Source organism: Jatrophihabitans sp. (assembly GCF_051960575.1).
Taxonomy (GTDB): Bacteria; Actinomycetota; Actinomycetes; order Mycobacteriales; family Jatrophihabitantaceae; genus JBQCEE01.
In genome coordinates, this window is the sequence record NZ_JBQCEE010000141.1 from 1 (window position 1) to 15743 (window position 15743).

Consider the following 15743-nt stretch of genomic DNA (forward strand, 5'->3'; position numbering starts at 1 on the left):
GGCGGGCGGGCCGCCCCCCCCCGGCCCGGCGGCCCGCCCGACTCGAGAGCAGCACCGACCCGACGACGAGCACGCCGCCGGCGAGTCGGGCCGCGGTGAGCGACTCGCCGAGCACGACCACCGCGCCGGCGAGCCCGAAGACCGGGATGAGGTTCACGACGACCGCGGTGACGTGCACGTGCGCGGCACCCATCGCGTGGTTCCAGAGAGTGCCGAGCCGCCCGTCCAGCCGGCCCCGTCGATGACGACCGCACCCGCCAGCCCACCGGCCAGGCCGGCGACCAGTCGCACGGTGAGCCGTTCGTGCAGCACCGCCAGGGCGAGCGCCACCACCAGCGGGGCCTCGAGTCCGGCGATGAGCGCGCCGTTGCCCGCGCTGGTGCGCGCGAGGCCCAGCGTCTGGCAGAGGTAGGCGAGGCCCGGCTCGAGCGCGCCGAGCACGACGACCGCGCGCCACGACGACGGCGGCCGGTATCCCCGCCGCAGCAGCATCGCCCAGAGCGCCGCTGTCGCGGTGACGAGCTCGACCGCGAGCAGGGTGGCCGGGCCGAACGCCTGCACGGCGAACTTGGTGCCCGTGACCGCGGCGCCCCACAGCGCCGCGGCGACGACGAGCAGGACGGCGGGGCGCAGCGTGCTCATCGCGACCTCCCGTCCACGACAGGAGCACGGCACCCAGTCGGTGATACGGGAACCCGGGTCGCCGGGCCGGGGGCTCAGCGCCCGACGGCCTCGGCGCGCTCGGCCCGCCGCGAGCGGTAGCGGCGCACGAGCACGACGGCGGCGATCACGACCAGCAGGGCGATGCCGACGTAGTTCGCATACCGCTCGACCCGGTGGTACTGCGACCCGGCGAGGTAGCCGATCAGGACGAACGCCGTGGCCCAGATCGCGCCCCCGGCGACGTTCCAGGCGAGGAAGCGTCCGTAGGGCAGCCGGCTCATCCCGGCCAGCCCGGGCACGAGCGCGCGCAGTGCCGCCGTGAACCGACCGACGAAGACGCTCTTGCCGCCGAGTCGCCGCAGGCTGTCCTCGGCACGGTGCAGCTTCTCGTCCGACAGCAGGCGGTCGGGGATGCGCCGCAGGATGCGCTCGCCGTAGCGCTGGCCGACCCAGAAGCCGATCGAGTCGCCGATCACCGCGCCGGCGATCCCTGCGACGAGCACGGCCGTGAGCGAGAGCTTGTGCTGATTGGCGAGCACGCCGCCGAGCACGACGCCGATCTCGCCCGGCAGCACCACCCCCACGAACGCGGACGCCTCGAGCGCGGGCAGCAGGAACACGAGCGCCAGCACCAGGGCGGGAGGCAACCGCAGGATGCCGTCGAGCACATGTCCCATGCGTCGTGCGTACCCCTGTCCGACGCCGCGCAACCCTGGTCACATCCCAAGTTTGAAACCTGTGCAAGTGAGGTAGGCTCCGCGTCAGGGTCGGACGATGTGGAGCGCGCGGTGGCACAGGCAGTCGGGGCTGACGGGTACTCGATCGGTGCCGCTGCCGCACGCCTGGGTGTGGCACCCGAGACGCTTCGCAGCTGGGGGCACCGGTACGGCCTCACGCCGTCGGCCACCACGAGCGGGGGTCACCGCCGGTACAGCCGCGCCGACCTGCGCCGGCTCGCCCGCATGCAGCAACTCGTCGCAGCGGGCGCGACACCCGCACGCGCCGCGGCGGCCGTGCTCGCCGCCGACGCGGATGCCGGGCTCGAGAGCCTGGGCGACGTCGAGCTGCCACAGCGTGGCGGGCCGGGCGGTCGCGTGCTGGCCGTGCCCGGCGCGTCGCCCGAGAGCCGCGGCATCGCGCGGGCCGCGAGCCGGCTGGACGCCGAGGCGACCGGCGACCGCATCCGGCAACTCCTCGTCGAGCGCGGCGCCGTCGAGACGTGGCAGGAGATCCTGCGACCCGTGCTCATCGCCGCCGGCGCCCGCTGGGCGCGGACGGGCGAGGGCATCGATGTGGAACATCTGTTGAGCGAGGTCACCGCCGACGAGCTGCGGGCCCACCGCAGCCGCCAGCCACCGCCCGTTCCGGGCCGCCCGGTGCTGCTGGCCTGCTTCCCCGAAGACCTGCACGTCCTGCCGCTGCACGTGCTCGCCGCAGCACTCGCCGAGGCGCGCGTGCCGCACCGTCTGCTCGGTGCGCGCCTGCCGGTCGAGGCGCTCGCCGCAGCGGCCAGGCGCACCGGCCCGCGCGCCGTCTTCATCTGGCGGCAGATGCAGCAACCGATCCTGGACGAACCGGTGCGCGGCGCCGAACTGCTGGCCGCACTCCCCCGCACGCGTCCGGCCATCCAGGTCGTCGTCGGTGGCCCGGGCTGGAGTCGGGGCGCGCTGCCCGAAGGCGCGCGTCTCGCCGCCAGCCTGCCCGACGCCCTGGCACTCCTCGGCGCGGGCGCGCGGTGACCGCCACACGGCGCGGACGTTTCGCGCCACCACAATCTGTGCAAGTTTCCAACGAGGGCGCGTCGCCCTCCTCGTCACAACCCCGCACCAACCCCCTCACCGATCGGACACCGCGATGACCTCCACGCTCAGCCACCACACCCCGGCGCCGATCGGCCGTCCGGCCCGCGCGACGTCCTGGCGGGCGGTGACCGGCGAGCAGCGCAGCGCCGTCCTCGCCCGCATCGACGAGGTGCTGCTCTCGCTCGGCGGCCCGCTGGTGCGACCGGCTCGGCGCCTCACCCACGCGTCCAGCAAGATGGTGCGTCCAGGGCTGAGCCTCGCGGTCGCCGGCCTGGTCGGCGACCCGACCCCGGAGGCCTACCGCGCCGCCGCAGCGGTCGAGCTGCTGCACTGCGCGACGCTCGTACACGACGACATCATCGACCGCGCCGACGAGCGCCGCGGCCGCCCGACCGTCGCCGTCGAGGACGGTGACGCCACGGCGATCGTCACGGGTGACTTCCTCATTGCGGCCGCGAACACCGCCGCCCTCGGGCTCGGCCCCTTCGCGCTCGCCGAGCTGATCGCCACCCTTGCCCAGCTGTGCGCGGGGCAGGCACGCGAGGACGAGCACCGCTTCGACATGACCACCACCGTCCTCGACGCGCTCGAGATCGCGAACGACAAGACCGGCAGCCTGCTGCGCGCAGCCGCCGTGCTCGGCGCGATGGCCGCCCACCTGCCGGACGGTGTCATCGAGGCGCTCGGCGAGTTCGGTGCCGAGTTCGGCATCGCGCTGCAGGTGGTCGACGACGTGCTCGACCTCGCGTCGACCACCGAGCTGCTCGGCAAGCCGGCCGGCGCCGACGTGCGCGCCGGGGTCATCGGTGTGCCGACGGCGATCGCCCTCGAGCGGGTGCCCGAGCTGACCACGCTCATCACGCCGGCCGCGACGAAGGACGACACCGATCGCGCGGTCGCACTCATCCTCGACTGCGGCGCGGTCGCCGACGCGGTGGTCATCGCGCGACGGCACGCGGCCCGCGCCGAGGCGGCGGTCGACGCCGCCGGCCTGGCCACGATCGCCGACTTCGCCGACTGGCCGCGCCGGTACGTCGAGACGCTGCTCGCGACGCGGGTCGCGCCGCACCTGCGCGTCCGCCTCGGCATCACCGTCGCCGACGCCGAGGTCGTCGGATGAGCCTGCGCACCGTCCCCGGACGCACCGATCGCGTCGTCATCGTCGGCGCGGGGCTCGGCGGGCTCTCGGCGGCGCTCAACCTCGCCAACACCGGCCGGCAGGTGACGCTGCTCGAGGCGGCCGACGTCCCTGGCGGGCGAGCAGGCATCCTCGAGCGCGACGGGTACACCTTCGACACCGGCCCCAGCGTGCTGACGATGCCGGAGATCGTCGCCGACACTTTCGCGGCCGTCGGCGAGTCGATGGACGACTGGCTCACCCTCGACCGGCTCGACCCGGCGTACCGCGCCCGCTTCGCCGACGGCACCTCGCTCGACGTGCACACCGACACCGAGGTCATGGCCGAGACCATCCGCGCCACCAGCGGCGCGAAGGACGCCGAGGGCTACCGGCAGTTCGTGAAGTACCTGCGCCGGCTGTACGACGTCGAGATCGACAGCTTCATCGACCGCAACCTGGACGCGCCGTGGCAGCTGCTCGGCCGGCCGGCGCTGCAGCTGCTACGGCTCGGCGCGTTCGGCAGGCTGGCGCCGCGCGTGGCCCGCTACGTCGACGACCCGCGGCTGCAGAAGCTGTTCTCGTTCCAGGCGATGTACGCGGGCCTCGCGCCCGCCGAGGCGCTCGCCGTTTACGCCGTGATCACCTACATGGACTGCGTCCGCGGGGTGTTCTTCCCGCGTGGGGGCATGCACGCGCTGCCCCGCGCGCTCGCGTCCGCCGCCGAGAAGCACGGCGTCGAGGTCCGTTACGGCACGCGCGTCAGCCGGATCGAGACCAGCGGTGGCCGCGCGATCGCCGTGCACACCGCCGCAGGTGAGCGCGTCCCGGCCGACGTGGTGATCGTCAACGCCGACCTGCCGACCGCCTATCGCGAGCTGCTGCCGCCCGAGCTCGCGCCGCGACGGCTGCGGCGCCTGCGGTACTCACCGTCGTGCGTCGTGCTCTACGCGGGCGTGCGCAAGCAGTACCCGGACGCCCGCCACCACACCATCTCGTTCGGACGCGCGTGGGACAGCACCTTCGACGAGATCATCCACGACGGCCGCACGATGAGCGACCCGTCGGTGCTCGTGAGCATCGGGTCGAAGACCGACCGGTCGCTCGCGCCGGACGGCGCCGACAGCTGCTTCGTGCTCTTCCCGACGCCGCACCTGCAGCACGACCGGCCGATCGACTGGCAGCGCGAGGCCCCGCGCTACCGCGACCACATGGTCGAGACGCTCGAACAGCGCGGTTTCGAGGGCTTCGGTTCGGCGATCGAGGTCGAGCACCTGGTGACGCCCGCCGACTGGCAGGCCCAGGGCATGGCGGCGGGCGCGCCGTTCGCGGCGGCCCACCTGCTGCGGCAGAGCGGCCCGTTCCGCCTCCCGACGCTCGACCGCCACGTCGAGAACCTCGTCTTCTGCGGTTCGAACACCCAGCCGGGCGTCGGCGTGCCGATGGTGCTGCTCTCCGGCCGGCTTGCCGCCGAGCGCGTGACCGGGGCGGTGCGGCGGCGCGTCGGCGGGTGAGCGCCGCGGCGGCCGCCGCGAGACCGGGGTCATCGCCGCCGGGTGCCGTTCCCGGATGTTGTCGGTGGGTGGAAGTACTGTCGCGCTGACACCTGCTGCTGCAACGGGAAAGGCCGCATCGTGAAGGCCGCGACGGCACTCGACGACTCCTACGACGCCGACGACATCGTCCACCTGCGTGGGCTGGACGCCGTCCGCAAGCGTCCCGGGATGTACATCGGCTCGACGGACAGCCGCGGGGTCAACCACCTCGTCTCCGAGATCCTCGACAACAGCGTCGACGAGGCGGTCGCCGGGTTCTGCTCGCGGATCGAGGTGACGCTGCACCCGGACGGCTCGGTGGAGGTCGCCGACGACGGCCGGGGCATCCCCGTCGGCATGAACACGAAGGCGCAGCGCTCGGCGCTCGAACTCGTGCTGTCCGAACTGCACGCCGGCGGCAAGTTCAGCTCGAAGACCTACAACACCTCCGGCGGCCTGCACGGCGTCGGCGCCGCGGTGGTGAACGCGCTGTCGCTGCGGCTCGACGCGACGGTGCGCCGCGACGGCAAGGTGTACGAGGTCTCGTTCCGCCACGGTGTCGCCGGTGAGTTCGCCGGCCCCGGCCCCAAGGCGAAGTTCACCGCGTCCCCCGGCCTGCGGGTGACCGGCCGCTCGCCCAAGGGCCGCACCGGCACCTCGATCCGGTACTGGTACGACCCGGCGTACTTCGACCGCGAGGCCGCCTTCCAGGCCGACGTGCTCGTCGCCAAGATGCGCAACACCGCGTTCCTCGTGCAGGGCCTGACGCTGGTGCTGCGCGACGCGCGCGAGGGCTCGATCGACGAGCAGACCTTCCACTACCCCGGCGGCCTCAGTGAGATGGTCGAGTTCTACGGGCCGCCCGACGAGCGGCCGGTCACCGACACGGTCATCTTCACCGGCACCGGCAGCTACCGCGAGAACGCCGCCGACGAGCACGGTGTCATGCAGAGCAACGTCGAGCGCACCTGCGAGGTCGAGGTCGCGCTGCGCTGGGGCACCGGCTACAGCACCGTGGTCGAGTCCTTCACGAACGTCATCGGCAACGCCAACGGCGGCACGCACCGCAAGGGCTTCGAGCGCGCGCTGACCCGCACGATCGTCGAGGCGGTCAACGGCACCCGCGGGCTGCTGAAGCCGAAGGAGCCGGCGCCGGTGCTCGACGACATCGTCGAGGGCATGACCGCCGTCGTGCACGTCCGTGTGCCCGAGCCGCAGTTCACGTCGCAGACCAAGGACGAGCTCTCGACGGCGGGTGTCGGCAAGGCGGTGCAGGCCGTCGTCGAGCAGGGGCTCAAGGGCTGGCTCACCGACCGGAAGTCGAAGGCCCAGGCCCGCGTCGTCCTCGAGAAGATCGTCAACGCCTCTCGGGTGCGCATCGCCGAGAAGGGGCACAAGGACGCGGCCCGGCGCAAGACCGCGCTCGAGGGCGCCTCCATGCCGGCGAAGCTCGCCGACTGCCGGTCGACGGGCGTCGAGCGGTCCGAGCTGTTCCTCGTCGAGGGCGACAGCGCCGCGGGCAGCGCGAAGAAGGGCCGGTCCGCCGAGTACCAGGCGATCCTGCCGCTGCGCGGCAAGGTGCTCAACGTGCAGAAGGCGTCGCTCGCGGACGCCTTCAAGGACAAGGAGATCGCCTCGATCATCCAGGTGCTCGGCGCCGGGTCGGGGCGCAGCTTCGACCTCGCGTCCATGCGCTACGGCCGGGTGATGATCATGGCCGACGCGGACGTCGACGGCTCGCACATCCGGGTGCTGCTGATCACGCTGATCTACAAGTACCTGACGCCGGTGATCGAGTCGGGGCGGCTGTTCGCGGCGATGCCGCCGCTGCACCAGATCACGACGAAGGGCCGCACCCCGGAGACGATCTTCACCTACACCCAGGCCGAGATGGAGCAGACCGTCGCGCGGCTCGAGGCCGAGGGCAAGCAGGTCGTGAAGCCGATCCAGCGGTTCAAGGGTCTCGGCGAGATGGACGCGGCCGAGCTCTGGGCCACCACGATGGATCCCGCCCGCCGCACCGTCCGCCGCATCACGATGGAGGACGCCGCCGAGGCCGAGCGGGTGCTGGAACTGCTGATGGGCAACAAGGTCGAGCCGCGGAAGGACTGGCTGGTCGAGTACTCCGACCAGGTCGACCGCGAGGCGATCGACGCGTGAGGGCACGGGGCTGATGGCACGCAGGGAGAGCACGAAGCAGACGATCAACCTGGCGGCGTTCGACACGCCGGGCGCCCGGGTGATCGACACGCCGCTGCACGAGGAGGTGCAGAAGTCCTACGGCGAGTACGGCTACTCGGTCATCACCGCGCGGGGGCTGCCCGACGCGCGCGACGGCCTGAAGCCGTCGCAGCGGCGGATCATGTTCGCGATGGCGCAGATGGGACTGCGTCCCGAGCGCGGCTACGTGAAGTCGTCGCGCGTGGTCGGCGAGGTGATGGGCAAGTTCCACCCGCACGGTGACGCGTCGATCTACGACACGATGGTCCGGATGGCGCAGGACTTCCAGCAGAACACCCCGTTGATCGACGGGCACGGCGCCTGGGGCACGCTCGACGACGGCGCGGCCGCGTCCCGGTACACCGAGTGCCGCCTCTCGCCGGTCGCGACCCTGCTCGTCGACGGCACGGACGAGGAGACGGTCGACTTCCGCCCGACCTACGACGGTTCGGGCGTCGAGCCGGTGGTGCTGCCCGCGGCCTTCCCGAACCTGCTGGTCAACGGCGCCGACGGCATCGCGGTCGGCATGTCGACGAACATGATCCCGCACAACCTCGGCGAGGTGATCGCCGCGACGCGGTGGCTGGTGAAGCACCCGAACGCGACGCTCGACAAGCTGATGAGCTTCGTGCCGGGGCCCGACCTGCCGACCGGCGGCATCCTGCTCGGCCTCGACGCCGTGCGCAGCGCCTACGAGACCGGCCGCGGTGTGGTGCGCATCCGCGCCCGCGTCGAGATCGGGCCGCTCGCCGGCAGCCGCGGGCGGCAGGCGATCACGATCACCGAGTTCCCGTACGGCATCGGCCCGGTGAAGGTGATCGAGGCGATCCAGAAGCAGACCGGCGAGAAGCGGCTGCAGGGCATCGCGGACGTGAAGACCCTGACCGACATGACCACCGACGGTGAGCGCATGGTCATCGAGTGCAAGGCGGGCGTGAACCCGCAGGCCCTGCTCGCCGACCTCTACCGGCTCACGCCGATGGAGGTGTCGTTCGGCATCAACAACAACGTGCTGGTCAACGGCAAGCCGCAGGTGCTCGGGCTCAAGCAGCTGCTCGAGGTCTTCCTCGACCATCGCTTCGAGGTCGTCACCCGCCGCACGCGCTACCGGCTGCGCCGCGCCGAGGAGCGGCGCCACCTCGTCGAGGGCATGCTCATCGCGCTCGACAACATCGACCAGGTCGTGCGGATCATCCGCGCCAGCTTGGACACGGCGGAGGCGAAGACCCGGCTGGTGGCCGAGCTCGCCGGCGTCCGGGTGCGGCTGGGTGGCCGGCAGGTGACCCGCAGCCTCGACGAGGTTCAGGCCGCGCACATCCTCGACATGCCGCTGCGGCGCCTGGTCAACCTCGAGGTCGAGACGCTGCGTACCGAGTGGGCGTCGCTCACCGAGCTCATCGCGCAGCTGCAGGCGATCCTCGACAGTGACGACCTGTTGCGCACCGTCGTGTCCGACGAGCTCGCCGCCGTGGCGAAGGACCACGCGTCGCCGCGGCTCACGACGCTGCTCGACGGTGACCTCAAGCAGGTGCTGGCGGCGTCGGTGCCGGCCGGCCCGCTCGAGGTGGCCGACGACCCGTGCCAGGTGGTGCTGTCGGCGACCGGCCTCGTGGCCCGCACGGCCGCGGCGTCGGAGGAGGTCACCGAGACCGGACGCCGCCGCTCGGCCCGCACCAAGCACGACGTCATCGCCGCCACCGTCGAGGCGACGGCCCGCGGACAGGTGCTGCTGCTGACCAACCACGGGCGGGCGGTCAAGACCGACGTGCTCACCCTGCCGACGCTGCCCGAGCACGCGGGCGTGCTCTCGCTGCGCGGCGGTGTCTCGGGCACCGAGATCGCGAGCGGTCTGCGTCCCGGCGAACGCGTGATCGGCCTGGCGCCGCTGGCCGTGCCCGACACCGCCATCGGTCTGGCGCTCGGCACGAAGCACGGTCAGGTCAAGGTGACGCGTCCGGAATGGCCGGTGCGCTCGGACGTCTTCGACGTCATCGGGCTCGCCGACGGCGACGAGGTCGTCGGGACGACGTGGCTGTCCGGTCCGGCGGACATGGTGTTCGTGTCGAGCGACGGGCAGGTGCTGCGCTTCGACGCGGCGAAGGTGCGCCCGCAGGGGCTGTCGGGCGGCGGCATGGCCGGCATCAACCTGGCGGCCGGTGCGCACGTGGTCTGGTTCGGCGCGGTCCGCACCGACGACACCGCGCACGGCGAGCCACAGGTCGTCGTCTCGAGCGGCGACCAGGTGAAGGTGACGCCGCTGTCGGAGTACCCCGCGAAGGGACGCGCCACCGGCGGTGTCGCGACGCTGCGGTACCTCGCCGGGCAGAGCACCACCATCGCGGTCGGATGGGCCGGCACGCGTCCGATCGGCTGCACCCGCACCGGTGACCCCGTGACGCTGCCCGATCCCGACCCGCGTCGCGGTGGTTCCGGCGTCACCATGACGGGCCCCGCTCTGCTCGGCCATCAGATCGAGCGCGAGTAGTCGAACGGCCGGGATGGTCAGGTGACGACGGACCGCCTGAGGCGGCGGCGCCGGCGCCAGGAGTGGACGACCAGGTAGGCCGCGAGGATCACGCCGGTCAGCGCGTGCCGGCGGATGCGGGTGCGCCCGTCCAGCCAGTCCCACAGGCCTGAGACGAGCATCCCTGCGGTCAGCAGGGTCAGGATGGCGTCGGACGTCGCGAGCCTGCTGCTGGGCGACGCGAACGGTCGAGGTGGGGCCAGCGACCGCAGCAGCCGCCGACCGGTTCGTCGGCGCTGCGCGAGATGGACGACGACCAGCCAGACGAACGCGAGTCCCAGGCCGATGTGGAGCGCCAGGTCCGGCTCGAGGACGAGGGACAGGACGGCGGTGCCGATCAGACCGGCGTGCACCAACGTCCGCGTCGCACGACTTCGTCCGATTGGGTGAGCCGCGGCGGAACGCACATCGCGATCCTCGTGCGGACAGGTGTTGGCGGCATCGGGGGAAGGCCCGAGATCGACCCTGGTCGTCCGGGCCGCCGACTGACCGACCAGAGCGTTGCGCCGCGCGACGACAGTGGCACGGTCCTTCGCAGGCACAGCGGCCGTCGTGATCAGGAGCGTCGCGCGACGACGTAGATCGGCACGATTACACGAAGACCAACAAGCAGGCCACGGCCCAGGCCTCAGGGGTCTCGATCGTCAGGGCGCCGAGACGGAGGACGACCGGCGTTCCCCGCCTCGCCCACTGCCGCGCATCCAGCAGTACCCAGAGGTCGAGGCAGACGACGACGCCCACGGCGAGCAGGACGCCCAGGACCGTCACGCGGCGCAGGGTAGCAACGCTCGGCCTCCCGCCGAGATCATGCGGGAAGGCGGCCGCACGACCGAGCGCGGTCGAGGTCAGGCCTGGTCGGCGCGAGGGACAGCCCGGTAGCCGGCCGCAGCCAACCACTCGCGAGCCCGACCGCGGCGGCGGTCGTCGGCGAAGGTGAACCACTCGTCCCGGTCCTCCGGCGAGTCGGCCAGCGCGTCCCTGAACCGCCGGAACGCGCCGCGGCCTTCGATCGCGGACTCGAGACGACGCCGCAACCGGTCGTCGGTGCGCGTCGCGGCGAAGTCGACCATGTCGCGGTAGGCCGCCCGCGACCCGAGCGGCTCGACGTCGAGCCAGCGGGCGTCCTCGTCGGTCACTCCCCCGTCCTCGTCGCCCCCGAAGACGTCGAGTCCGGCGTCGTCGTCGAAGGTGGACTCCGGCCAGCTCTCGCCCGTGGTCAGGTCGAGTCGTCCGCCCTCAGCGTCGGCGCCACCGTCGAGCAGATCGGCAAGCTGGTCGAGGTCGGCGTGGAGCGGCGTGAGGTCGGGAATGCCGTCGCGGATCCCGCGGGCATGGTCGATCGCATCCGCGAGCTCCTCGTCGCCGGCGGCGCCGCGCCGGTGCAGCGCGGCAGCGCACCGCCGCGCGAACAACTCCGCCGAAGCAGCGTCGCTCGCCAGGGCGACCAGGACGAGCTCGCCCACCCGCTGCAGCGGGCCGTCGAGTCCGAGCTCGACCGCCAGCCGCAACGCCGCCTGACCGTCGCCGCCGTGCAGCACCGCCCGCACCGCTCGCGCCCGCTCGTGCTCCACATCGCCATCCTGCCCCGCCAAGCCCCCACGTCGTCCGCGAATGGGAACGTCGATACCCGACCCCGCCTGGTCGATGCCGAGGCGACTCAGCGCTCGGTAGGCCACTGTCGCAGCGGCGGGAGCGCAGCTGCACCGCCTTCGACGTGGTGTCGAGGTGCATCAGGGGGTTCTCCGGCCTGACGAGGTCCTGCCGGCGCCAGTCCGAAGGCACTGCTGACACGGCGTACCGGCCACTACGCTGCGGCGGTGGCCCGTCTCGAGTTGGTGGATCCCCACGCTGAGGCGCACCGGGCAGGCCGCCATGAGCGGCGTGTCATGCCTCGGCTCGGGTGATCGGCACATGCTGTATCTCGCGGCCGCCGGGATCGTCTTCGGGATCAACCTGATTCCGGCCTTCGGTCCACCGTCGTGGGCCGTGCTGGTGCTGCTCAAGCTCCACTGGCACCTCAACGGTGTTGCCCTTGTCGTGGTCGGCGCGACGGCAGCAGGCTCTGGACGCTACCTGCTCGCCCTCGCGACGAGACAGGTCCGCGGCCGCTTGAGCGAGCGCCGGCGCGAGAATCTCCAGGCCGCGAAGGACGCGCTGACAGGTCACCGTGTCGGGGCGGCGGTCGGGCTCGGCCTCTTCGCGCTGTCGCCGCTCCCGTCTGCTCAGCTCTTCGAAGCCGCGGGGATCTTGTCCGTTCCATTGTTGCCGTTGACAGCGGCATTCTTCGCCGGGCGGGTCGTCAGCTACTCGATCTACGTCGGGGCGGCGTCACTGGCTCAACACACCTACGGCTCGGTCCTCACGTCGACTCTCCGCTCCCCATGAGGGATCGCGCTGGAGACCGCCATGATCATCGGGGTCGTGGCACTCACCCAATTGGACGTTCGCCGTCTCTCTGCGCGGTTGCATCCGCGCCGCAAATGACGTCGGCTCGGGCGGAACGCGTCGCGCAGCATGACGACAGGGATGCGCCTTACCGGTCGATCTCTCGCGAACTCGAAAACGACTGAACCCCCCAGGGCACTGGGGGGTTCAGGGGTGTAGCCCCGACCGGATTCGAACCGGCGCTACCGCCTTGAGAGGGCGGCGTCCTGGGCCACTAGACGACGGGGCCCCAGAAACTTCCGTACTGCGATCGTGCTGGGTCGAGCTGCACTGCGCTGGGGTACCAGGACTCGAACCTAGACTAACTGAACCAGAATCAGTTGGGCTGCCAATTACCCCATACCCCATGGGATGCGGCCTGGGTTGTCACCCGGACCGACAGTGAACTCTACCCGATGCCCGCGCGGCCGACGTACACGCCCCTGTCGCCGCTCATGGACGCCGGACGGTGACACGGCTCGGTGAGCCGCGACGGTGTCATGGGTACCCGTTGAGCGGACAACCAATTCCGATCGACGACGGGAAGATCATGCGCGCAGTGCAGGTGGCACAGCAGGGTGGCGGTTTCGAGCAGGTCGAGCGCGAGCGCCCGGAGCCCGGACGCGGGCAGGTGCTCGTCCGGGTCAACGCCTGCGGCATCTGCCACAGCGACTCGATGGTCTCGGGCGGCTTCGCCAGCGCATACCCGCGCGTCCCGGGTCACGAGGTCGCCGGCGAGGTCGAGGCGGTCGGTGACGGCGTCGAGCAGTGGCGACCCGGGCAGCGGGTCGGCATCGGCTGGTTCGGCGGTGCCTGCTTCGTGTGCGCCCCGTGCCGCGACGGCGACTTCATCTCCTGCCAGGTCGGGAGGACGACGGGCCTGACTTCGGACGGCGGGTACGCCGAATACGTCGTGGCACCCGCCGACGCCCTGGCCGCCATCCCCGATGCGCTGAGCGACGAAGAGGCTGCACCGCTGATGTGCGCGGGTGTCACCACGTACAACGCGCTGCGCGAGAGCGGCGCGCGGCCCGGCGACGTCGTCGCGGTCATCGGGCTCGGCGTACGGGGACACCTGGGCGTCCAGTACGCCGCGAAGATGGGCTTCGAGACCGTCGACATCGCCCGCGGCGCCGAGAAGCAGCAGTACGCCGAGCAGCTCGGCGCGCACCACTACCTCGACAGCACGGCCACGGACGTCGCCAAGGCGCTCACCGACCTCGGCGGGGCGAAGACCGTGCTCGCCACGGTCACCAACAACGACGCCATGACCGCCACCGTCGGCGGCCTGCGCGCCCGCGGCCGGCTCGTCGTCGTCGGCGTGCCTGACCAGCCGCTGAGCGTGAACGCCGTCGATCTCATCATGGCCAGCCGCGCCGTGGCGGGGCACGCGTCCGGATCGGCGAAGGATTCGGAGGACACGCTGCGCTTCGCCGCGCTCACCGGCGTGCGGCCGATGGTCGAGACGGCGCCGCTGTCCGACGTCGACGCCGCCTACCAGCGCATGATGGACGGCAACGCGCGGTTCCGGATGGTGCTGACGACCCGCTGACGCGGGCGCGGCTGCACAATCGCGTCGTGGACGAGTTCGGACGTCACGCCGGGTGGTGCGCTCGCGGGCAGCCGGGCGACGGACGTCGTCGGCTCGATCTGTTCCCCGACTACGCCGCCGAGCTCCCCGTCTGGGATCGCGGCGTCGGCAGATCCGATCTGCAGCTGTCCCCGCAGCTGCGAGCCGACCTCGCCGCCTGGGGTCGCGAGTGGGAACAGCAGGTCGTCCCGTTCGAGGAGCGCACGGAGCCGCCTGGGTGGCGCGAGCGATGGACCGAGGACGGCCGGCGCCTCGGCCGCCGATTGGAGGCCGAGACGGGCTGTGTGGTGGTCGTGCTCGAGCCGGACGACCCGGCTCGCGCCGACGACTGCCCACAGTGCGGCCGCCCCTGGCTCACCGCGCACGAACCCGACTGAGGCCGGCGTACCCGCGACCCGCGGTCAGCCGAGGATGAGCTCCGCCGCCTTCTCGCCGATCATCATCGACGGTGCGTTGGTGTTGCCGCCGGTGATGCTCGGCATGATCGAGGCGTCGGCGACCCGCAGGCCTTCGATGCCGCGCACGCGCAGCTGCGGGTCGACCACGGCCCGCTCGTCCACGCCCATCCGGCAGGTGCCGACCGGGTGGTAGACGGTCGTCGCCCGGTTCAGCACCTCCTTCGTTAACGACTCACGGGTCGGATACTGCGGGCCCGGCGCGATCTCGCAGTCGACTCCCCCGGCGATGTGGTGGGCGGCCATCGTCTCGCGGATGAGCTCCATGCCGGCGACGAGCGTGTCGATGTCCCGCTGCTCGTCCAGGTAGTTCGGGTCGATGCGCGGGGACGCGAGCGGGTCGGTCGAGGCGAGGCGGAACGTGCCGCGGCTCTGCGGGTAGATCAGCGTCGACATGATCGTCAGCGCCTGGCGCGGGTCGGGGATGTGGCGGATCGGGGCGTCCTGGTTCGGCGAGGGGTACGACCACGGCAGCACGTGGATCTGCAGGTCGGGGATCTCCTGCGCGTACTGCGTGCGCACGAAGCCGACGACCTCGAAGACGCTGCGGGCGAGCCACGTCGAGCCGGTGCTGAACCGCTCGCGCGCGAAGGCGCGGGCGAAGTAGAACGGATTCGGCTTCCGCAGGGCGGTCGGCATCGCGAAGCTCATCGGCACGAACAGGTGGTCGTGCAGGTTGTCGCCGACGGGCAGGTCGGCGTGCACCTCGATGCCGAACGCGCGCAGGTGGTCGGCCGGGCCGACGCCGCTGAGCATCAGCACGTGCGGCGAGCCGTAGACACCGCCGGAGAGGATCACCTCACGCTCGGCGCGGATGGTCTCGCGTCCCTGCTTCGTCAGGATCTCAACACCTGTTGCGCGACCGTTCGCGATCGTCACCTTCGCGACGTGCGTCTTCGGCAACACGGTCAGGTTGCCCGGCTTCGTGTCGAGGTAGCCGACCGACGTGCTCGACCGCAGCCCGTTGCTGTTGCTCTGCTGGAAGATCGAGACGCCCTCCTGCTCAGCGGCGTTGTAGTCCTCGTTCTTCTTGACCCCCGCAGTGTCGGCGAGCGCCTCGATGAAGCTCTCGGACGCGGGCGTGAGCTCCTTGGCCCGGATCACCTTGATCGGACCGCTGCCGCCGCGGTAGTCGGTGGCGCCGTCCTCGAAGGACTCGAAGCGCCGGAACGCCGGCAGCACGTCCTCGTACGACCAGCCGGTGTTGCCCTCGGCGGCCCAGTCGTCGTAGTTCTTGCGATTGCCGCGGACGAAGACCATGCCGTTGATCGAGCTCGACCCGCCGAGCACCTTGCCGTGCGTCTGCGGGATCTTGCGGCCGAGCGCGTGCTTCTGCTCGACGGTGTAGTGACCCCAGTCGACCGTCTTCTTCAGCTGGGGGACGCTGTGCATCGGCCCGATCATCCCGGGCT

Annotated in this window: 14 protein-coding genes and 2 tRNA genes; 8 read left to right on the forward strand and 8 right to left on the reverse strand. The window is 71.8% G+C overall.

What is annotated here, in order from left to right:
* Nucleotides 1-153 precede the first annotated feature (153 nt).
* Both ACTHMS_RS07750 and ACTHMS_RS07755 read right to left on the reverse strand, forming a co-directional pair.
* Nucleotides 154-642: an EamA family transporter gene (locus ACTHMS_RS07750; RefSeq protein ID WP_440306089.1), complete on the reverse strand. Its 489-nt coding sequence runs from the start codon at nt 640-642 to the stop codon at nt 154-156.
* Between the two features lie 74 nt (nt 643-716).
* A complete protein-coding gene (locus tag ACTHMS_RS07755) occupies nt 717-1340 on the reverse strand; it encodes a DedA family protein (protein WP_440306090.1) in 624 nt (207 codons plus the stop codon).
* A 111-nt stretch (nt 1341-1451) separates the two neighbouring features.
* On the opposite strand from ACTHMS_RS07755, the gene ACTHMS_RS07760 reads away from it, so the two are divergent.
* The 5 genes from ACTHMS_RS07760 to ACTHMS_RS07780 all read left to right on the forward strand — a co-directional run bounded on the left by ACTHMS_RS07760 (nt 1452) and on the right by ACTHMS_RS07780 (nt 9822).
* Complete coding sequence (locus ACTHMS_RS07760; protein WP_440306091.1) at nt 1452-2402, forward strand: MerR family transcriptional regulator; 951 nt, start codon at nt 1452-1454, stop codon at nt 2400-2402.
* Nucleotides 2403-2517: 115 nt separating this feature from the next.
* Nucleotides 2518-3585: a polyprenyl synthetase family protein gene (locus tag ACTHMS_RS07765; protein ID WP_440306092.1), complete on the forward strand. Its 1068-nt coding sequence runs from the start codon at nt 2518-2520 to the stop codon at nt 3583-3585.
* Between the two features lie 2 nt (nt 3586-3587).
* Nucleotides 3588-5096, forward strand: coding sequence for a phytoene desaturase family protein (crtI, locus tag ACTHMS_RS07770; protein ID WP_440306102.1), 1509 nt, complete (start codon nt 3588-3590; stop codon nt 5094-5096).
* 120 nt (nt 5097-5216) lie between these two features.
* Nucleotides 5217-7277, forward strand: a complete 2061-nt coding sequence (locus ACTHMS_RS07775; RefSeq protein ID WP_440306093.1) for a DNA gyrase/topoisomerase IV subunit B — start codon at nt 5217-5219, stop codon at nt 7275-7277.
* 13 nt (nt 7278-7290) lie between these two features.
* The gene (locus tag ACTHMS_RS07780) at nt 7291-9822 is read left to right on the forward strand and encodes a DNA gyrase/topoisomerase IV subunit A (RefSeq protein WP_440306094.1); all 2532 of its coding nucleotides are present in this window, start codon (nt 7291-7293) and stop codon (nt 9820-9822) included.
* Nucleotides 9823-9839: 17 nt separating this feature from the next.
* Here ACTHMS_RS07780 and ACTHMS_RS07785 read toward each other — a convergent pair whose 3' ends face one another.
* The 3 genes from ACTHMS_RS07785 to ACTHMS_RS07795 form a co-directional block, all read right to left on the reverse strand.
* The gene (locus tag ACTHMS_RS07785; protein WP_440306095.1) at nt 9840-10214 is read right to left on the reverse strand and encodes a hypothetical protein; all 375 of its coding nucleotides are present in this window, start codon (nt 10212-10214) and stop codon (nt 9840-9842) included.
* A 238-nt stretch (nt 10215-10452) separates the two neighbouring features.
* A complete protein-coding gene (locus ACTHMS_RS07790) occupies nt 10453-10629 on the reverse strand; it encodes a hypothetical protein (RefSeq protein WP_440306096.1) in 177 nt (58 codons plus the stop codon).
* Between the two features lie 77 nt (nt 10630-10706).
* Nucleotides 10707-11432 carry a UPF0158 family protein gene (locus ACTHMS_RS07795; RefSeq protein ID WP_440306097.1) on the reverse strand — a complete coding sequence of 242 codons (726 nt, stop codon included), beginning with the start codon at nt 11430-11432 and terminating at the stop codon, nt 10707-10709.
* A 340-nt stretch (nt 11433-11772) separates the two neighbouring features.
* Here ACTHMS_RS07795 and ACTHMS_RS07800 point away from each other — a divergent pair, with 340 nt between their 5' ends.
* On the forward strand, nt 11773-12246 hold the full coding sequence (locus ACTHMS_RS07800; RefSeq protein WP_440306098.1) for a hypothetical protein: 474 nt from the start codon (nt 11773-11775) through the stop codon (nt 12244-12246).
* 216 nt (nt 12247-12462) lie between these two features.
* Here ACTHMS_RS07800 and ACTHMS_RS07805 read toward each other — a convergent pair.
* Nucleotides 12463-12535 (reverse strand) — tRNA-Glu (locus ACTHMS_RS07805).
* A gap of 46 nt (nt 12536-12581) precedes the next feature.
* Nucleotides 12582-12653 (reverse strand) — tRNA-Gln (locus ACTHMS_RS07810).
* Nucleotides 12654-12835: 182 nt separating this feature from the next.
* Here ACTHMS_RS07810 and ACTHMS_RS07815 point away from each other — a divergent pair.
* Both ACTHMS_RS07815 and ACTHMS_RS07820 read left to right on the forward strand, forming a co-directional pair.
* The gene (locus tag ACTHMS_RS07815) at nt 12836-13837 is read left to right on the forward strand and encodes an alcohol dehydrogenase (protein WP_440306099.1); all 1002 of its coding nucleotides are present in this window, start codon (nt 12836-12838) and stop codon (nt 13835-13837) included.
* Nucleotides 13838-13863: 26 nt separating this feature from the next.
* Entirely contained in the window at nt 13864-14253 is a 390-nt protein-coding gene (locus ACTHMS_RS07820) for a hypothetical protein (protein ID WP_440306100.1), read from the forward strand.
* 24 nt (nt 14254-14277) lie between these two features.
* Here the strand turns inward: ACTHMS_RS07820 and ACTHMS_RS07825 are convergent.
* On the reverse strand, nt 14278-15743 hold a 1466-nt coding region (locus tag ACTHMS_RS07825; RefSeq protein ID WP_440306101.1), incomplete at its 5' end, for a GMC family oxidoreductase.

Bases quoted from the DNA above. Each gene is read 5' to 3' on its own strand.
- ACTHMS_RS07750 (WP_440306089.1), bottom strand. From the start codon at position 642: ATGAGCACGCTGCGCCCCGCCGTCCTGCTCGTCGTCGCCGCGGCGCTG.
- ACTHMS_RS07765 (WP_440306092.1), top strand. From the start codon at position 2,518: ATGACCTCCACGCTCAGCCACCACACCCCGGCGCCGATCGGCCGTCCG.
- ACTHMS_RS07780 (WP_440306094.1), top strand. From the start codon at position 7,291: ATGGCACGCAGGGAGAGCACGAAGCAGACGATCAACCTGGCGGCGTTC.
- ACTHMS_RS07800 (WP_440306098.1), top strand. From the start codon at position 11,773: ATGCTGTATCTCGCGGCCGCCGGGATCGTCTTCGGGATCAACCTGATT.
- ACTHMS_RS07815 (WP_440306099.1), top strand. From the start codon at position 12,836: ATGCGCGCAGTGCAGGTGGCACAGCAGGGTGGCGGTTTCGAGCAGGTC.
- ACTHMS_RS07755 (WP_440306090.1), bottom strand. From the start codon at position 1,340: ATGGGACATGTGCTCGACGGCATCCTGCGGTTGCCTCCCGCCCTGGTG.